The following is a 15,736-nucleotide window of genomic DNA, read 5'->3' as shown; positions in this document are numbered from 1 at the left end:
TTTTATTGATGAACGGGAGGCGGCTCGTCGCTCAACCAGCGGACGGCGAGCGCGCGCAGGCGGCTGGTCTGTTCGCGCTGGCGGCGGGAGGAGACCCAGTAGCCCGCCCAGGTAAAGCCGACGATGAACAGCCAGAAAGCCCCCAGATAGCGCCAGTCGCCACCGGCCACCAGAAGCACCAGCAGAACCAGTGTAACGACCGCCACCACGACCCAGCAGACAATCCGCGTGCGGCGGAAGGCGGCTTCGTCGCTCCGCTCGAAATCCTCGGCCAGCGTCTGAATCTCCAAACCGGCCTTGCGCCGGGCTTCGGCTACGGAGTCCATCGGGGTATCCATGAAGGCTCTCATGCGGTCTGCCTGTCGCGAAGGTGAAACCCCGCGCGATGTAAGGTGTTCCCACGCCGACGCAACCCTGCGAAGGACGGTTTCCTCTTTTCCATAAGACGCCTTATGCGACTAATTGGCATCGTCCGCACCCCGGCCATCAATCTTTCAAGATGCATCCCCCATTGCCGGGATTTACAAATGGAGAATCGCATCTTGCGGCAGCTTGGCCGAACGGCATGGGGGCGAGCGGATGGCAGCCATCGACGGTTCGACGTTGCAGGTGTTCTACCATGGCACGAAGGCCGACCTGAAGCGGGGAGACCTGATCGCGCCCGGCTATAACTCCAACTACGGCAAGAGGAAGAAGGCGGCCTACGTCTATCTGACGGCCACGTTGGATGCGGCCACCTGGGGGGCCGAGCTGGCTCTCGGCGAAGGACCCGGCAGAATCTATGTGGTGGAGCCGACCGGCCCGATCGAAGACGACCCCAATCTGACGGATAAGAAGTTTCCGGGCAATCCGACCAAATCCTATCGCTCCCGCAATCCACTTCGTGTCACGGGAGAGGTCACGGATTGGCAGGGCCACTCCCCCGAGGAACTCAAAGCCATGAAGGACAATCTTGAGCGACTGAACCGACTTGGTATCGAGGCCATTGAGGACTGATCCCGAAGGCGTTTGATGGCTTCCATCAAACGCCTTCGGCTCAAACCCGGCAGCACATGGCACGGCCATGTGCGAGAGGGTCATACGGCCGGCCGATCATGAACTATTCATGCGCCGGCCGTATGATATCCGCGCTCAGCGAAGCGGCCAGACCATGACGATCAGCCAAGTTCCCAGCACCAGGATCAGCAGCGACAGCGGCCCGCCCAGCCGGGGGTAGTCGCCGAAACGGTAACCGCCCGGCGCCATCACCAGCGTGTTGCACTGGTGGCCGATGGGCGTCAGGAAATCGCTGCCCGCCCCGACCGCCACCGCCATCAGGAACGGATCGGGGTTGAGGCCCAGCTGGTTGGCGAGGCTCGCCCCGATCGGGGCCATCACCAGCACGGTCGCGGCGTTGTTGAGGAAGGGCGTCACGGCCATCGCGGCGGCCATGATCAGCGTGACGTTGGCAAAGGGCGGCAGATTGCCCGACGCCTGGGCCAGCAGTCCGGCGATCAGGTCGGTACCGCCGGTGCTTTCCAGCGTGCCGCTGACCGGGATCAGGGCGGCCAGCAGGACCAGGATCGGCCATTCCACGGCGTTGTAGGCCTCGTCGGCCGTCAGGACGCCGGTGACGACCATCGCCGCCGCCGCCGCCAGGAAGGTGACGGCCAGCGGCGCCAGATTGAAGCCGACGACCAGCATGGTGATCGCGACGATGCCGACCGGGACCCAGGCGGGACGGCGGCGGCCGAGTTGGAGGTGGCGTTCGGCCAGCGGAATGAGCTTGGCGTCGGCGAGCGCGTCCGGGTAACGGTCGGTCGGCACCTGAAGAAGCAGGAGGTCGCCTTCCTGGAACAGGATGTGGTGCAGGCGCTGGGTCATGCGCGCGCCGCGCCGGCTGACCGCCAGCAGGCTGAGCCCGAATTCCCGCCGCAGGTTCAGGCGGCGCGCCGACTGGCCGGCCAGGGGGGAGTCGGGGGTCACCACCGCCTCCACGATCAGCGCCTCCCCTACCCCGGGGTCGCCCGGCAGGCCGACCGGTTCCAGCGCCGCGCCGTGGACGATGCGCTGGAGCGCCGGGGCGTCGCCCTCCAGCACGAGGATGTCGCCGCCCAGCAGCACCCAATGGTCGTCCGGCACGTAGCGGCGGAACCGCTCGCGGATCAGGCCGATGACCGCCGCCTCCCCTTCCGCCAGCGCCTCCACCTCCCCCACCGTGCGCCCGACGAAGGGCGAGGCGGCGGGAAGCAGCATCTCGCTGGCGTAGTTCTCGACGGCGAAGGTTTCCTCCGGTGCGCGGGCGCCGCTGCGGTCCTCCGGCAGCAGGCGCCAGCCGATCACCAGGAAGGCCAGACCGGCCACCGTGATCCCCAGCCCCACCGGCAGATAGTCGAACATGGCGAAAGGCTCGCCGGTCATCTCCGCCCGCACACGGGACACGATGATGTTGGGCGAGGTGCCGACCAGCGTCATCAGCCCGCCCATCAGTGAGGCGAAGGCCATGGGCATCAGCACCTTGTGCACGCCCGTGCGGTGGCGGCGGGCCAGCTGCATGGCGATGGGCAGGAAGATGGCGAGCGCGCCGATGTTCTTCATCAGCGCCGACATGAAGGCCACCGCCCCGCCGAGAAACGCGATCTGCCGACCGGGCGTGTCGAGCCGGGACGCCATCGGCCGCACCAGCGCGTCGATCACGCCGGACCGCGCGATGCCCGCGCTGACGATCAGGGCCGAGGCGACGATGATGACAATGTCGTCGGCGAAGCCGGAAAAGGCCTCCTTGGCGGGCACCAGCCCCAGGGCAACGGCGGCCAGAAGCGCCAGCACGGCCACCACGTCGTAGCGCAGCCGGTTCCACACGAGCAGGATCACCACGCCGCCGACCAGGGCGAAGGACAGGAGCTGCGGTGTGGTCATTCGGTGCCGTACCCATGAATTGCGGAGGTTGGTTGGGGCGTAACCACGGGCATCCGGCGGTGTTCCCGCCATGACGGAAACAAACCCGTTCGACTTTCCGTTTTCGGGTTATGACCACGCAAGACCAGACTCCCTCCCCGGGAGGGAACGAGCAGACCGAGAACAACGGCCTCGGCCGGCGGCTTGGGCATCAGCCCGTGCTGCTTGCCACGCTGGCCCGGCAGATCCTGGAAGCCCATCTGCGGCAGCGGCACTGGCTGCTGGACCTGCCCACCTCCGACCTGCACACGGTGGCGGCGGAGGAGGCCGACCTGCTGATCCGCGCCATGGCCGCGGCCGCGCACGCCGACGGTGGGCTCGACCCGAGGGAGCACGGGCGGATCCGGGCCGCGCTGCGCACCAGCCAGATTGGCGAGGCCGAACGGCGGGACCTGAAGCGGATCATCGAGGAGCCGCCGTGCCTGGAAACCCTGCTTCGCCGGGTGAACACGCCGCGCATGGCGGCGCGCTTCTACGCCGTCTCCCTGGCCGTGCTGGATCTGGCCGTGTCGGGCAGGGAAGCGGCGGTCAACCGGTCCTATCTGCGCTACCTCGCGCATCGGCTCGACCTGCCGGGCGACCTCGTGGTCCGGCTGAACCGCCGCTTCGGCATGCGGGGGCTGGAGCGCGGCCTCAGACCTCCTGCCCCGACGCGCTGAGTTCGCCGAGTGCGTCGCGCACCGCGCCGGAGTCCAGCAGCAGCCGGCGCGAGATGTCCGACAAGGCGACCCAGCCGACGACGCGCCCGCTCTCGTCCAGGACCGGCAGGCGGCGGACATGGTAGGAGCCCATGATGTCCATGGCCGTCGCCAGCGTGTCGGTGTCGCGGCAGGAGAACAGGGTCGTGGACATCACGTCCCGCACGCGCGTCCGGACGTTGTCGGCCCCTTCCGCCACGACGCGGAACAGGATGTCGCGGTCGGTCAGGATGCCCTGCAAATCCTCGGGAGAGCCGACCGGCAAGGCCCCGACGTCCAACTCGCCCAGCAGGGTCGCCGCCTCCTGCACCGTGGCGTCGGGGGAGATGAATTCCAGCGTCTTGGACATGATTTCGGACACGAGCATCGGCCGGGTCTCCATCAGGAATCCCGGCCGCGCTCGTCACGGTCCGATGGTGGACGGGCCGACGGTGGCCGCTCTGAAGACGGACGGTCCGATGATGGCCGGTCGGAGGACGACGGGCGCTTGTCCGCCGCCTCTTCCCGTTCGCGCTGGCGTTGCCATTGGTCGAACCGTTCGGGGTCGGTGACCAGATCGACGATCGACGGCTTGTCGCCGCCCGACGAATTGCTGCCCGATGAATTGCTGCCCGATGACTTGCCGGACGATGCGCCGTCCGGCCGGTTGCGTTCGATGGCCATGGCGTTCCTCATGTCTGCCCGTTCCTTACAACAGCTTCAGCGGGGAACAGTTGGGGCCGGCATGAGGAACGTCACCTACCCGGCAGAGCGGATCCGGCGCCGTTCCGGCTCCCCGAAAGCGTCGAGGGCCTGAACCAGGGCGTCGTCGAACACCTCCTCCTTTTCGGTGAAGTAGTCGAAATAGCCGTAATGCCGGCGCAGCGGCAGCTCGGTCAGGGAGCGGATGCGGTAGGCTGGGTCCTGCAACGTGCCCCTGTCGATCAGATCGATCACGCGGCGCAGGCGGGCCACCTCGGCCTTGTAGGAGTTGGCGAACCACTGGCGGATTTTCCAGTTCTCCACCTCAAGCTGGTTCTTCGGCACCGGCCCCAGCCAGGACACCGGGAAGGGCGCCGCCACGGTCACGTGATCGAAGCCGTGCAGTTCGGCCAGAATGATGCTGCGGTGGTAGGCGCCGTCGATCAGGCCGCCAGGCGCCTCCTCGAAGCCGTAGAGGTACAACCACAGGGCGCTTTGCACCGCCTCGGGCGTGATGTCCTCCAGCCCGACCTCGCCGGCCATCAGGCGGCGCGCGGCGGGGTTGCCGTGCAGCACGCCCTCCCCGGCCCGGAAATCGTAGGTGTTGAACACCACGCCGACCTCGGCCTCGTTCAGCGTGCGCGCGATCTCCTCGGCGTAGCCGGTTTCGCGGGCGGGAAGGTACTGGCGGGCCGGCATCAGCCGCTCCAGCATGGCGTCGGGCGACAGCGGCACGTCGAGCCAGCGGCGCGCGTGCTCATGGATGGCGGGCCGGAAGACGCCGGTGTGGCCGAAGATGGCCGTCCACCAGGTCTGGAACGGGCCGGATGCGCGATCCCGGTGCAGAAGCAGATCACGCACGTTCTCGCCGCGCAGCCACGCGGCAAGGACGACGATCTGCCCGGAGGTCACCGTGAACAGGTCGGGCATGGCGCCGGTGCGGTCCAGCGCCGTCAGAACACCCGCCCCGTGCAGGTTGAAGCCACCGAAGCCGCCGAGGGCGACCGCTCGCTTTTCCATGACGAACTCCATGGATTACCAAAAGACAAAGAGAGCCCTCGCCGCGCCTCCATAGGCGCGGTGGGGTCTTGCAGAATTTTTGAAGGAGGGTGCTTTACGCCCGGCGCTCGCCCAGACGCAGGGACGGCGCGCGGCCGAAGCCGGACAGAGCCGTGATCAGCTTGCGGAAGATGTTGCGGATGGTCTCGGCGCGGATCTCTTCGGCTTCGCGACGGATGCGGCGCAGGTCTGCGGCGGACGGAAGGGCCGAGGGGAAGGTGACCGAGGGGGAATTGGTCGAGGAAACGTCGGAATGCGTGGTGATCAAGGAAACCTCCTCAAGGATCGAGAAGGCGTCTCTCCCGGAATGGGTTCTTGTTTTGCTGCGGTGCACTATAAATGCGTCAGGGCCACTGCCATGTCAAGGCTGGTGCACGAAAGATCAATCCAACCGGCTAGCCCGGCCGCTCCAGCACCGCCCGCAGGTGCGCCGTGCTGGGAAGGACCAGAACCCGCACCGGAGCCGCCCGGCCGCGCACCGCGATATCCCGCGCCGCACCATCGCCGAGGTCCAGCCCCGCCCGCCGAACAACCGTGTCGGAGACGACGAGTTCCGCGTCCAGTTCCTTGGCAAGCCCCTCCAGCCGGCTCGCCACGTTGACCACGTCGCCGACGGCGGTGAGCGAGGTGGCCGGGCCGTAACCCATCTCCCCGACGATGGCGATGCCCGCGTGCAGCCCCATGGCGAGACGCAGCGGGTGGGACATGTCGGCCTGCAAGCCTTGGCTCATCTGCTCGACGCCGGCGGCGACCGCGCAGGCGGCGGCGATGGCCTGACGGCAGGCGCGGTCCGGGTTGCCGTCCACGCCGAACAGGGCCATGGCGCCGTCACCGATGAACTTGTCCACGCGCCCGCCCTCCCCTTCCACCACCTGCCCGATCATGGCGAAATACTGGTTCAGCAGATGGACCACGTCGAAGGGCAGCTTCTGTTCGGACAGGGCGGTGAAGCCGCGCAGGTCGCAGAACAGGACGGCAATGGCGCGCTCCTCACCACTCCAGCGGCCATCGGTGCGCGGCCGCGGCCCCAGCGGGGTGGAGCGGATCAGCGGAATCACCGCGAGGTCGGCGGTGGGGCGCAGCTGGCAGGCGAGCCGGACACCCTGCGGCGCGCCGACCCGGTCCAGCGTGGCGCGCTCGTCGGCGTTCGGCTCGGGCAGCTTGTCCGCCCCTTCCACGATGCGCACCCGGCAGGTCGAGCAGCGGCCCCGCCCGCCGCAGACGGACACATGCGGGATACCGGCCAGCCGGCTCGCCTCCAGCACGCTGAAGCCGCGCGGCACGGCGACGGTCTGGCGGTCGGGATAGGCGATCCGCACCAGCGTGCGCCGCCGTCGCAATGCCCGTACGCCCCGCGCCGCGAGCGTCGCCGCGATGGCCCCGCCGAACAGGCCGTAGGCGCCCGACCGCACCCACTCCAGGGTCGGCGGGTCGGGGCCGCGCACCTCCGGCCCGTAGCGCGCGACCAGTCCGGCAACCTCCTTGCCCGCCTGGGCGAAGCCGATCAGGGCCAGGACGGGGATCAGCAGAGCCACCGCGAACAGCCATGGTGCTGCGGCCGGATACCAGGATCGGTGGCGGAGCCAGAAGTGAATGCCGATGCAGCCATGGGTCCAGACCACCAGCAGAGTCAGCACTTGGCGCAGGCCGACCATTGGCGAGTCCACCCACAGCGCCTGCACAACCACATCGTATGTGTCCTCAAGCCCGGTCAGGACCGCGTGCAGCCGCGTTGCTACGGCATGCGGGATCACCAGGAACGGAACCGCCAGCCCGAGGACCAGCTGCGCCAGTTCCCCCGGCGGCATGCGCAGCGTGCGGCGCCGGTACAGCGCCACCATCGCCAGGGCGGCGTGGACGAGCACCGACCCATAGAACAGGATCGTCGCCGGGGTGCTGCGCCAGAAGCCGACGAACCAGCCCCGCGCCACGTCCATCGCGTCCAGCGAGACAAGGCCCATCGCGTGGTTCAGCAGATGCGTCGCCACGAAGCTGAAGATCACGAGCCCGGTGGTCAGCCGCAGGGCGCGCACCGAGGGCCGCGCCGGCACCCAGCCGGAATTCCCGCTTCGAACCGCGTTGTCCGTCATCGCGATTCCCTCCCGATGTGCTGGGCGGCGCACCATGACCCTGGCACAGACCGCCCGCCCGTGTCAGCCGCCCCTTCGGGAGAGGAGGGCTGCAACCTGTGGGAGATGGAGGTGGCGTGCAACAAAACGTCGCATGCATGCGAATTCGCATCCATACGCACTCACGGATGCGGAAATTTGGTGGTAGTTCCATCGTTATCGCTGACTATAATAACTTGCAAACGTGGCACGACGCACACCGAGTGCGGGTGTCTTGACCGGGAAAACGGGATAACAGGGGGAATACGATGGCGAACACTCGCGCGCTCGACCTCATCAAACGCCTTGCCACCGACAGCGAGTTCCGCAACACGCTGAACGGCTTGGACGCCGCCGGCAAGCGTGCCTTGCTCGCCAGCAGCGGTTTCGAAGGCGTGGATGCCGAGGAGGTGCGGTCGGCCGCCGGTGATGCGCTGCGCTCCCTGACCGCCAAAGGCCAGAACGTCGATCCGGGCGTGGCCGCCGAGTCGATCGCCACCGCGGCCGCAGCCGCCAGCGCGCCCGCTGTCGCGGCTCAGCCGGCCGGCGCTCCGATCTTCGCCGGCCAACCGACCAATGGCGCCACCACGGACGGCGGCGCGAGCGCCGGGATTTTCGCTGGCCAGCCGGCTGCGGGCATCTTCGCGGGCCAGCCGGCCGCTGGGATCTTCGCCGGCCAGCCGGCGGCGGGAATTTTTGCCGGCCAGCCGGCGGCCCCCATCTTCTCGGGTCAGCCCGCCACCGGCGCCACCGCCAGTGCCTTCATCTTCGTCGCCCAGCCGCTCCCCAGCGCGGCCACGGGCGCCTTCATCTTCGTGGCCCAGCCGATGACGGGTGCCACGGCCGGCGCCCCAATCTTCGCCGGTCAGCCCGCCACGGGCGCCACGACGGGCGCGGGCATTTTCGCGGGCCAGCCGGCCGCTGGAATCTTCGCCGGCCAGCCGGCGGCGGGCATTTTCGCCGGTCAGCCGGCAGCCGCCCCCATCTTCTCGGGCCAGCCCGCGACCGGTGCGACGGCGGGCGCGCCAATCTTCTCGGGTCAGCCGACCGCCGCTCCGATCTTCTCGGGCCAGCCGGCGACGGGTGCCGCCGCCGGTAGCCACATCTTCGCGGGTCAGCCCGCCACGGGCGCTACGACGGCCGCAGGCATCTTCGCCGGTCAGCCGGCTGCCGGAATCTTCGCGGGCCAACCGGCTGCTGGCATCTTTGCCGGCCACCCGGCCGCTGGGATTTTTGCTGGCCAGCCAGCGGCGGGCATCTTCGCCGGCCAACCGGCTGCTGGAATTTTTGCCGGTCAGCCGGCGACCGCCCCGATCTTCTCGGGTCAGCCCGCCGCCGGAGCCACCGCGAGCGGCTTCATCTTCGCCGGCCAGCCGGCCGAGGGAACCGTCGCCGCTCCGCAGACCCAGCCGGTGAAGAAGGCTGATGACTGAGACCGGTTCGGGTATCCGGCTCGGCGACACCGTTCACCGGGCGGCCAAGCGTTTCTTCCTGGGGACCCATCGCACCGCGACCCCGGAAGAAACGCTGGAGCGGATCAGGCCGCATCTGCGGCGGTGCGGGATCACCCGCCTCGCCGACGTGACCGGCCTTGACCGCATCGGCATCCACACCGTGCTGGCCCACCGGCCGAACAGCCCGTCGCTGTCGAACAGCGCCGGGAAGGGGTTCAGCCTGACCGCCGCCACGGTGTCGGCCGCCATGGAGGGCATCGAGGTCTACCACGCGGAGGCGCTCGCGCTTCCGCCGGTCGAATGCCCGTGGAACGCCCTGCCCCCGGACGGCCGGATCCCGATCGACCGGTTGCCGGGCACCCGGAACGGTTCCTTTCGGCCCGACCTGCCCGAATATTGGGCCTGGGGCTGGGATTTGATGAGCAACAGGCCGGTCGCCGCCCCCTGGACGGCGGTCGGCATGCTCGGTCCCCCGGTGCCGAGGCCGGGCCTGCGCAGCTTCTACGCCATGGGCACCAACGGGCTGGCCAGCGGCAACCACATCCTGGAGGCCATCGCGGCGGCCCTCTACGAGGTGATCGAGCGCGACGCTGTCGCCTGCTGGAAATTCGCCGGTGGCGTGCTCGGCTGCGCCACGCCGCGCGTCGATCTGAACACCGTGGACAGCCCGGTGATCCGGGATCTGGTGGCGCGCTTCGCCGAGGCGGGCATCCGCCCGCTGCTCTACGATATGACGGTGGACACAGGTGTTCCGACCTACATGGCCATCGTCTACGACCGGGAACTGCGCCACGGCGGCATGCACCGGGGCTATGGCAGCCATCTGGAACCGGCGGTCGCCATGTCCCGCGCCCTGACGGAAGCGGTGCAGTCGCGTCTCGTCCTGATCGCTGGGTCGCGCGACGACTTCTTCCGCCGCGACATCCAGATGAACCAGAGCGCCGACGACGCCGTCCAAGTGGCGGCCCTGGAGGCGGCGCCCGCCACCGTGGACGGCCGGCGCCATCCCAACCGTGCCACCCCGACTTTCGAAGGGGACATCGCCCTGCTGCTGGACGCGTTGCGCCGCGCCGGGATCGGGCAGGCCATCGCCTTCGACCTGACCCACGCGGACAAGGGAATCCCGGTGGGCCGAGTGGTGGTGCCGGGGCTGGAAGGCTATTGCTCCGATTTCTACACGCCGGGGCCGCGCGCGCAGGCCTTCGCCGCCGCCCTCGCCAACGCGATGGCCGCCCCTTCGCTGTCCGCTCAGCCAATGTCCGCCCAGCCAATGCCCGCCGGAATGCCGACATGAAGATTTGCGTCTTCCTCGGCCCGACCATGCCGGTCGAAGCCGCCCGCGCCATTCTGCCGGACGCGGTCTACCTGCCGCCGGTGGCGCAGGCCGACGTGGTCAGCGCGCTGCACATCCACCGGCCGGACGTGCTGGCCCTGATCGACGGCGTGTTCGGGCAATCGCTGGCCGTCTGGCACAAGGAGATCCTGTTCGCCCTGCACGAAGGGGTGACCGTATTCGGCGCCTCCAGCATGGGCGCACTGCGCGCGGTGGAGTGCGCCGAATACGGGATGATCGGCGTCGGCGAGGTGGTGCGCCAGTACACCGACGGCACCCTGACCGAGGACGACGAGGTCGCTCTCGCCCACGCCGGGCCGGAAGACGGTTTTATGCCGCTGTCCGAGCCGATGGTGAACCTGCGCGCCAGCTTCCGGGCAGCGCAAGACGCCGGGGTGATCGACGCTGCGCTGCACGACCGGCTGGTCGCCGCCGCCAAGCGGCTGTACTTCCCGGAGCGCGCGCGCGACCGGATCTGGGCCGAGGCTGGACTGACCGACGCCGAGACGGAGCGGTTGGAAGGCTTTCTCGCCACCGGCTATGTGGACCTGAAGCGGCGGGACGCCGAGACGCTGCTGCACCATCTGCGCGACCTCGCTCTGCGGGGCGTGACCGCCCTGCCCCCGCGCGTGCCCTTCGACTTCAACCGCACGCATTTCTTCGAGGTGCTGTACGAACGCGACCGCCGCGCCGTCCATGGCGGGCATGAGGTCCCGCTGTCCAGCATCGCCAACCACGCCGCCCTGCACCGCGCCGACTTCGCCGAGATCAACGCGGCGGCGCTGGGCCGGGTTCTGTCCCTGCAACTGGCCGAACTGGTCGGCGTGACGGTGGACGCGGCGGCGGTGACGGAGGAGACGCGACGCTTCTGCTGGCGCCGGGGCATCACCAGTGCCGAGGCGCTGGCCGGCTGGCAACGCCGCAACGACCTGACCGAGGCGGAATTCTCCGGCCTGATGATGGAACTGGCGGTCGAGCGGGCCATGCGCCATTGGCTGATCGCCCGCCGCTTCATGGCACGCACCACGCGCCCCGTGCTGAACGAGCTGCGCGTGCGCGGCCTGTACGAGGCGGTGGCCGAGGATGCGGCCCTTGCCGAGCGCGTCGCCGAGCTGCACTTCGCTGACTTCAGCCGTCAGCCGGCGGTGGAGATGGACCGGCTGGTGCTCGACCACATCGAACAGACCGATGGGCGGATGGACGCCCATTACACCGCCTGGGCCTATGAGGCCGGCTTCAAGGACGCGAACGACCTGCGCATCGATCTGGTGAAGGCGCGTCAGGTCCGCGACCTGTTCCGCCGTCTGGCCGATGAGGCCGAGGCGGCCTTGCGCGAAGGGGAGACGGTGCCGTGAGCGAGGTTGCGGTGAGCCACAGTGCGGTGAACGAGGTGAGCATCCGCGTGCCGGGGCCGTTGCGCGGTTTCGTCGGCGGCCGGGGCGAGGTGGCCGTGACCGGCGCCACGGTGCGGGAGGCCCTGACCGCGTTGGTCGGCGCCGACGCGATCTTCCGCGAGCGGCTGTTCACCGCCGAGGGCGACCTGCGCCGCTTCGTGAACGTGTATCTCGGCGGGAACGACGTGCGCCGTCAGGGCGGCTTGGACACGCACGTCCCGGCCGGAGCGACCCTGACATTGATGGTGGCCATCGCGGGGGGGTGAGCGTTACGCCGCCGTGTGCGGCAGCACGCTGTTCATCACCTTCTTCAGGGCGACGAAATCCACGGGCTTGGTCACCAGATCCAGCGCGCCCTCGTCCAGCGCGCGGCGACGGCTCTCCGCGTCTCCATAGGCGGTGACCATGACCACCGGCACGCCCGGCGTTTCGGCGCGCAGGCGTTGCAGCAGGTCGAGGCCGCTCATGCCCGGCATCTTGATGTCGCTGAGGACCAGAACGGCCTCCGGATCCAGACCGCCGTCCAGCAGCGCCAAGGCCTCCTCGGCCGACTTGGCGAAATGCAGGACCAGTTGCCCTTTACGCAGCTCGGACCGGAAACGCTGGCGGAACAGATCCTCAACGTCCGGCTCGTCATCCACGACAAGGATCCCGACGGTCATGGTCTGCGACGCTCCCCCAACGACACCGCCGATGCGACGCGCGGCAACGTAATGGTGAATTCCGTATAGTCGTTTTCGACGCTGCTGACGTCGAAACGGCCACGGTGCTGGTGTACCACGATGTCGTAGCTGAGAGAAAGCCCCAAACCGGTCCCTTCCCCGGTCGGCTTGGTGGTGAAGAACGGCGTGAACAACTTGGTCATTACGGATTCCGGAATGCCCAACCCGTTGTCGCGCACCCTGATTTCGATCTTGTCTTTGCAATCGGCCGTGGAAACGGTCAGCGTCGGCCGATAGTCCCGATCGGGAATCGACATCTGGCGCTTGCGCATCGCGTAGAAGGAATTCGCGAAAAGGTTGACCAGCACCCGCGACACGTCCTGCGGCACGATGTCGATGGTGCCCACCGCCGGGTCCAGACGGCGGTCGAGGGCGGTGTTGAAATCGCGGTCCTGCGCGCGCGCGGCGTGGTAGGCGAGCGTCAAACTTTCCTCGACCAGCGCGTTGAGGTCGGTGCGCCGCCATTCCCCGCCGCCGCCGCGCGAATGGGCGAGCATGCTCTTGACGATGCCGTCGGCGCGGCGCCCGTGGTCGGCGATCTTGCGCAGGTTGCCCTGAAGATTGCCGACCAGATCGTCGAAATCGGCCCGCGCGTCACCGTTCAATTGGTCACCGAGCGGGGCGATCAGCTCCGTCAGCTCGTCCAGCAGCTCGCCCGACAGTTCGGCGAAGTTGTTGACGAAGTTCAGCGGGTTCTTCAGTTCGTGGGCGATGCCGGCGGCCAGCTGGCCGAGCGAGGCCATCTTTTCCTGAACGATCAGCTGCTGCTGCGTCTCGCGCAGTTCCTGCAACAGGCTTTCCGCCTGGTCGCGCGCCTCGCGCAGTTCGTCCTCGATGCGCTTGCGGTCGGTGATGTCGAAGTGGGTCAGGACGAAGCCGCCGTCCGAACGCGGGGCCGCCCGGATGTCGAGCACGCGGCCGCTCGGCACGCGCCGCTCCGAATGAACCACGCCCCGGATCTTCAGCAGGCCCCGGAACTCGTCGATCTTGCTTTCCAGGGGCGCGTCGCCATAGTCGCCGCGCTCGTGGTTGTAGCACAGCATGGCCTTCATGGAGGTGCCCGGCGGAAACAGCCCCGGCGGGTAGTCCCACAGGCGCAGCAGCTCGCTGTTCACGCCCTCCATCCGGCCTTCGGCGTCCAGCATCAGCACGCCGTTCGGCATGGCGTCGATGGCGGATTGCAGGCGTTGCCACTGGTGCGGCAGTTCGGTGAAGCCGTCGTGCGGGCGCACCACGGTCAGCATTTCCAGAACCGCCGGCTCCCCACCCCACTCCACCGGTTCCAGAAGCTGGTCGAACCACTGGACGCTCGAATCGGCGCAGCGGCGCTTGGTCCGGCGGACGTCGGTGCGCCGCTCGCCGGCAAGGCAGCCCTCGTAGGCCTGCCGCTCGGCGTAGGCGGCGTCGTCCGGCACCAGACGCAGCACGTCCGGCAAGGCCGCGATCTCGGCCGGAGAGTCGTAACCGAGCAGGCGGGCCAGAGCCTCGTTGCAGTGGATGACGCGCTCGCCGCGATGGATCAGCAGGCCGGGCACAACGGCAAGGACCTGATCGCGGTACCGCCGGGCGCTCTCGATCACGGTGTCGGTATCGTCCGGCCTGTCGTTTTCCATGCCGCTGCGCTCATCGTTGGACATCGTGTTTGCTGGAAAGTGCGTTTGCTCAGGCCGTCCCGGCCATGGCTTCGGCGGCGAGCGCCTCGGCCGGAGCGTCGATGGGCAGGCGCAGGATGAAACAGGCGCCGCGACCGGGCTCGCTCTCCGCCCGGATTTCGCCGTGCAGCTTGTCCGTCACCAGATTGAAGGCGGCGTAGAGCCCGAGGCCGATGCTGCCGGCCCCGCGCCGGGTGGTCGCAAAGGGCTCGAACAGACGGGGCAGGATCTCGCGCGGGATGCCCCGGCCGTTGTCGCTGACCCGCAATTCCACCCGCTCATCGGGCAGCATCGCCGCCGAAATGACGACGCGGCCCAAACGGCCCGGTTCGAAGGCGTGGTTGAAGGCGTTGGTCAGCAGGCTGATCAGCACCTCGGTCAGCGTCCCCGGATAGCTGTCCAGAACCAGATCCTTCGGGCAGTCGAGCAGCAGTTCGTGCCCCACCGCAACCGGCTGCACCCGGACGGCCAGCAGGATATCCTCCAGATACTCCCTCAGGTCGAAGCGGCTGCGCGGCATGGAGGCGCGCCCCTCCGTCACCAGCTTCAGGCTTTGGATCAGGGCGACCGCGCGCTCGATGTTGGTGACCAGGAGACAGGCAACCTCGCGCGCCGTATCCAGATAATTCTCCAGGTCGGTGCGGCGCAGCAGCCCGTCGTTGAAGGTGCCGGAGATGGTGTCGGAAACCGTCAGCAGATGCGTTGCCGCCGTCAAGGCCACGCCAACCGGCGTGTTGATTTCGTGCGCGACGGCGGCGATCAGCTGCCCGATCACGGCCATCTTCTCGGCCCGGATCAGGTCCTCCTGCATGCGTTCCAGATCGGCGAGCGCGGATTCCGCCGCGTCCTTGGCGGCGCGCAACGCCTCGGCCTGGGCCTTGCGCTCGGTGATGTCGTAGACCCACACGACGAACACCACGCGCCCTTCGTACATGGTCTGATCGAAGGACAGGATGGCCCACACGGTGCTGCCGTCCGGGCGGGTGAAGGGAACCTCCTCGTCGCGAATCGGGCGGCCCCGGCGCAGGCGGACCAGCAGCCGCTTGCGTGCCATGATGTGACTGTAGAGCGCCGCCGCCCCACGCTCCCGCATCGCCTCCGGCGACAGGCCGAACAGGTCGGTGCATTGGCGGTTGCAGTAGAGGATGTCGCCGTCCTCCGCCGCGATGAAGACGCCGATGGGGCTGCCGTCCAGCACGCGGCGCAGGCGCGCGGCCTGTTCGCGCGACGCCGCCTCGGCCGCGCGGGTTTCGAACAGGGCGTCGCGCAGCTCGCGTTCGGCCTGCCGTACCGCCAGCGTCTTGCGGATGGTCGCTTCCAGGTCGGCGAAGTCGATGGGCTTGGTGATGAAGTCGAAGGCGCCGCGATTCATGGCCGCGCGCACGTTGCCGAGGTCGTCGTAGGCCGACACCATCACGGCGCGCACGTCGGCGTTCACCTTCGGCAGGTGGTCCAGCAGCGTCAACCCGTCCATGCCCGGCATGTTGATGTCGCTCAGCACCATGTCGATGTCGGGATCCGAGCGCAGGGCGGCGAGCGCCTCGTCGCCATCATGGGCGAACAGGAACTGCATTTCGCCGGCGCGCACGGCCCGCCGGAAGCGCTGGGTGATCAGCACCTCCACGTCGCGCTCGTCGTCGACCACCAGAATCTTGCTCATCCCGTCTTCCCAGCGCGGACCCATCCTCGGGGCGGGCC

16 protein-coding genes are annotated in these 15,736 nt (G+C 68.6%); 6 read left to right on the top strand and 10 right to left on the bottom strand.

The window, feature by feature from the left end:
• Positions 1 to 2: 2 nt before the first annotated feature.
• The gene (locus J2852_RS10760; RefSeq protein WP_209875129.1) at positions 3 to 338 is read right to left on the bottom strand and encodes a DMT family transporter; all 336 of its coding nucleotides are present in this window, start codon (positions 336 to 338) and stop codon (positions 3 to 5) included.
• A 241-nt stretch (positions 339 to 579) separates the two neighbouring features.
• Here J2852_RS10760 and arr point away from each other — a divergent pair, with 241 nt between their 5' ends.
• Positions 580 to 996 (top strand): NAD(+)--rifampin ADP-ribosyltransferase, encoded by a 417-nt coding sequence (gene arr, locus J2852_RS10755; RefSeq protein WP_209875126.1) that lies wholly within the window; start codon positions 580 to 582, stop codon positions 994 to 996.
• Positions 997 to 1,131: 135 nt separating this feature from the next.
• Here arr and J2852_RS10750 read toward each other — a convergent pair whose 3' ends face one another.
• Positions 1,132 to 2,898, bottom strand: coding sequence for an SLC13 family permease (locus tag J2852_RS10750; protein ID WP_209875114.1), 1,767 nt, complete (start codon positions 2,896 to 2,898; stop codon positions 1,132 to 1,134).
• Positions 2,899 to 3,008: 110 nt separating this feature from the next.
• Between J2852_RS10750 and J2852_RS10745 the strand changes: the two genes are divergently transcribed.
• On the top strand, positions 3,009 to 3,596 hold the full coding sequence (locus J2852_RS10745) for a DUF533 domain-containing protein (RefSeq protein WP_209875111.1): 588 nt from the start codon (positions 3,009 to 3,011) through the stop codon (positions 3,594 to 3,596).
• Here J2852_RS10745 and J2852_RS10740 read toward each other — a convergent pair.
• From J2852_RS10740 to J2852_RS10720, 5 genes are all read right to left on the bottom strand, one after another.
• Positions 3,571 to 4,002, bottom strand: coding sequence for a CBS domain-containing protein (locus J2852_RS10740; RefSeq protein WP_246499479.1), 432 nt, complete (start codon positions 4,000 to 4,002; stop codon positions 3,571 to 3,573). The two genes, J2852_RS10745 and J2852_RS10740, sit on opposite strands and share 26 nt — an antisense overlap.
• Positions 4,003 to 4,016: 14 nt before the next feature.
• On the bottom strand, positions 4,017 to 4,310 hold the full coding sequence (locus J2852_RS10735; RefSeq protein WP_209875108.1) for a hypothetical protein: 294 nt from the start codon (positions 4,308 to 4,310) through the stop codon (positions 4,017 to 4,019).
• 63 nt (positions 4,311 to 4,373) lie between these two features.
• Positions 4,374 to 5,336 carry a hypothetical protein gene (locus tag J2852_RS10730; RefSeq protein WP_209875105.1) on the bottom strand — a complete coding sequence of 321 codons (963 nt, stop codon included), beginning with the start codon at positions 5,334 to 5,336 and terminating at the stop codon, positions 4,374 to 4,376.
• Positions 5,337 to 5,430: 94 nt separating this feature from the next.
• Positions 5,431 to 5,643 (bottom strand): hypothetical protein, encoded by a 213-nt coding sequence (locus tag J2852_RS10725; RefSeq protein WP_209875103.1) that lies wholly within the window; start codon positions 5,641 to 5,643, stop codon positions 5,431 to 5,433.
• 127 nt (positions 5,644 to 5,770) lie between these two features.
• Positions 5,771 to 7,465 (bottom strand): adenylate/guanylate cyclase domain-containing protein, encoded by a 1,695-nt coding sequence (locus J2852_RS10720; RefSeq protein WP_209875100.1) that lies wholly within the window; start codon positions 7,463 to 7,465, stop codon positions 5,771 to 5,773.
• A gap of 287 nt (positions 7,466 to 7,752) precedes the next feature.
• Between J2852_RS10720 and J2852_RS10715 the strand changes: the two genes are divergently transcribed.
• The 4 genes from J2852_RS10715 to J2852_RS10700 are packed head-to-tail and all read left to right on the top strand — an operon-like array spanning position 7,753 to position 11,930.
• Complete coding sequence (locus J2852_RS10715) at positions 7,753 to 8,916, top strand: hypothetical protein (RefSeq protein WP_209875098.1); 1,164 nt, start codon at positions 7,753 to 7,755, stop codon at positions 8,914 to 8,916.
• Positions 8,909 to 10,231, top strand: coding sequence for a YcaO-like family protein (locus tag J2852_RS10710; protein ID WP_209875095.1), 1,323 nt, complete (start codon positions 8,909 to 8,911; stop codon positions 10,229 to 10,231). Before J2852_RS10715 ends, J2852_RS10710 begins: the two co-directional genes overlap by 8 nt.
• On the top strand, positions 10,228 to 11,625 hold the full coding sequence (locus J2852_RS10705) for a TfuA-like protein (protein WP_209875092.1): 1,398 nt from the start codon (positions 10,228 to 10,230) through the stop codon (positions 11,623 to 11,625). The genes J2852_RS10710 and J2852_RS10705 overlap by 4 nt, the downstream gene beginning before the upstream one ends.
• Positions 11,622 to 11,930 (top strand): MoaD/ThiS family protein, encoded by a 309-nt coding sequence (locus J2852_RS10700; RefSeq protein WP_343206717.1) that lies wholly within the window; start codon positions 11,622 to 11,624, stop codon positions 11,928 to 11,930. The genes J2852_RS10705 and J2852_RS10700 overlap by 4 nt, the downstream gene beginning before the upstream one ends.
• Before the next feature lie 3 nt (positions 11,931 to 11,933).
• Here the strand turns inward: J2852_RS10700 and J2852_RS10695 are convergent, their stop codons facing one another.
• Genes J2852_RS10695 through J2852_RS10685 form a run of 3 tightly spaced genes read right to left on the bottom strand, consistent with a single transcriptional unit; the run spans position 11,934 to position 15,698 of the window.
• Positions 11,934 to 12,326, bottom strand: coding sequence for a response regulator (locus tag J2852_RS10695; protein WP_209875088.1), 393 nt, complete (start codon positions 12,324 to 12,326; stop codon positions 11,934 to 11,936).
• Positions 12,323 to 13,999 (bottom strand): PAS domain-containing sensor histidine kinase, encoded by a 1,677-nt coding sequence (locus J2852_RS10690; protein WP_209875085.1) that lies wholly within the window; start codon positions 13,997 to 13,999, stop codon positions 12,323 to 12,325. The genes J2852_RS10695 and J2852_RS10690 overlap by 4 nt, the downstream gene beginning before the upstream one ends.
• A gap of 49 nt (positions 14,000 to 14,048) precedes the next feature.
• Positions 14,049 to 15,698, bottom strand: a complete 1,650-nt coding sequence (locus J2852_RS10685; RefSeq protein ID WP_209875082.1) for a hybrid sensor histidine kinase/response regulator — start codon at positions 15,696 to 15,698, stop codon at positions 14,049 to 14,051.
• Positions 15,699 to 15,736 lie beyond the last annotated feature (38 nt).

Origin of the sequence: Azospirillum soli, assembly GCF_017876165.1 — a bacterium.
In the GTDB taxonomy this organism is placed as follows: Bacteria; Pseudomonadota; Alphaproteobacteria; order Azospirillales; family Azospirillaceae; genus Azospirillum; species Azospirillum soli.
The sequence above is the reverse complement of the archived record's forward strand: the minus strand, read 5'-3'. Positions and strand labels throughout refer to the sequence as shown.

What these genes read in the sequence shown, in the direction of transcription:
- J2852_RS10685 (WP_209875082.1), bottom strand. Translation starts at nt 15,698, where the DNA reads ATGAGCAAGATTCTGGTGGTCGACGACGAGCGCGACGTGGAGGTGCTG.
- J2852_RS10740 (WP_246499479.1), bottom strand. Translation starts at nt 4,002, where the DNA reads ATGCTCGTGTCCGAAATCATGTCCAAGACGCTGGAATTCATCTCCCCC.
- J2852_RS10730 (WP_209875105.1), bottom strand. Translation starts at nt 5,336, where the DNA reads ATGGAAAAGCGAGCGGTCGCCCTCGGCGGCTTCGGTGGCTTCAACCTG.
- J2852_RS10750 (WP_209875114.1), bottom strand. Translation starts at nt 2,898, where the DNA reads ATGACCACACCGCAGCTCCTGTCCTTCGCCCTGGTCGGCGGCGTGGTG.
- J2852_RS10735 (WP_209875108.1), bottom strand. Translation starts at nt 4,310, where the DNA reads ATGAGGAACGCCATGGCCATCGAACGCAACCGGCCGGACGGCGCATCG.
- J2852_RS10695 (WP_209875088.1), bottom strand. Translation starts at nt 12,326, where the DNA reads ATGACCGTCGGGATCCTTGTCGTGGATGACGAGCCGGACGTTGAGGAT.
- J2852_RS10690 (WP_209875085.1), bottom strand. Translation starts at nt 13,999, where the DNA reads ATGGAAAACGACAGGCCGGACGATACCGACACCGTGATCGAGAGCGCC.
- J2852_RS10710 (WP_209875095.1), top strand. Translation starts at nt 8,909, where the DNA reads ATGACTGAGACCGGTTCGGGTATCCGGCTCGGCGACACCGTTCACCGG.
- J2852_RS10705 (WP_209875092.1), top strand. Translation starts at nt 10,228, where the DNA reads ATGAAGATTTGCGTCTTCCTCGGCCCGACCATGCCGGTCGAAGCCGCC.
- J2852_RS10720 (WP_209875100.1), bottom strand. Translation starts at nt 7,465, where the DNA reads ATGACGGACAACGCGGTTCGAAGCGGGAATTCCGGCTGGGTGCCGGCG.
- J2852_RS10760 (WP_209875129.1), bottom strand. Translation starts at nt 338, where the DNA reads ATGGATACCCCGATGGACTCCGTAGCCGAAGCCCGGCGCAAGGCCGGT.
- J2852_RS10745 (WP_209875111.1), top strand. Translation starts at nt 3,009, where the DNA reads ATGACCACGCAAGACCAGACTCCCTCCCCGGGAGGGAACGAGCAGACC.
- arr (WP_209875126.1), top strand. Translation starts at nt 580, where the DNA reads ATGGCAGCCATCGACGGTTCGACGTTGCAGGTGTTCTACCATGGCACG.
- J2852_RS10715 (WP_209875098.1), top strand. Translation starts at nt 7,753, where the DNA reads ATGGCGAACACTCGCGCGCTCGACCTCATCAAACGCCTTGCCACCGAC.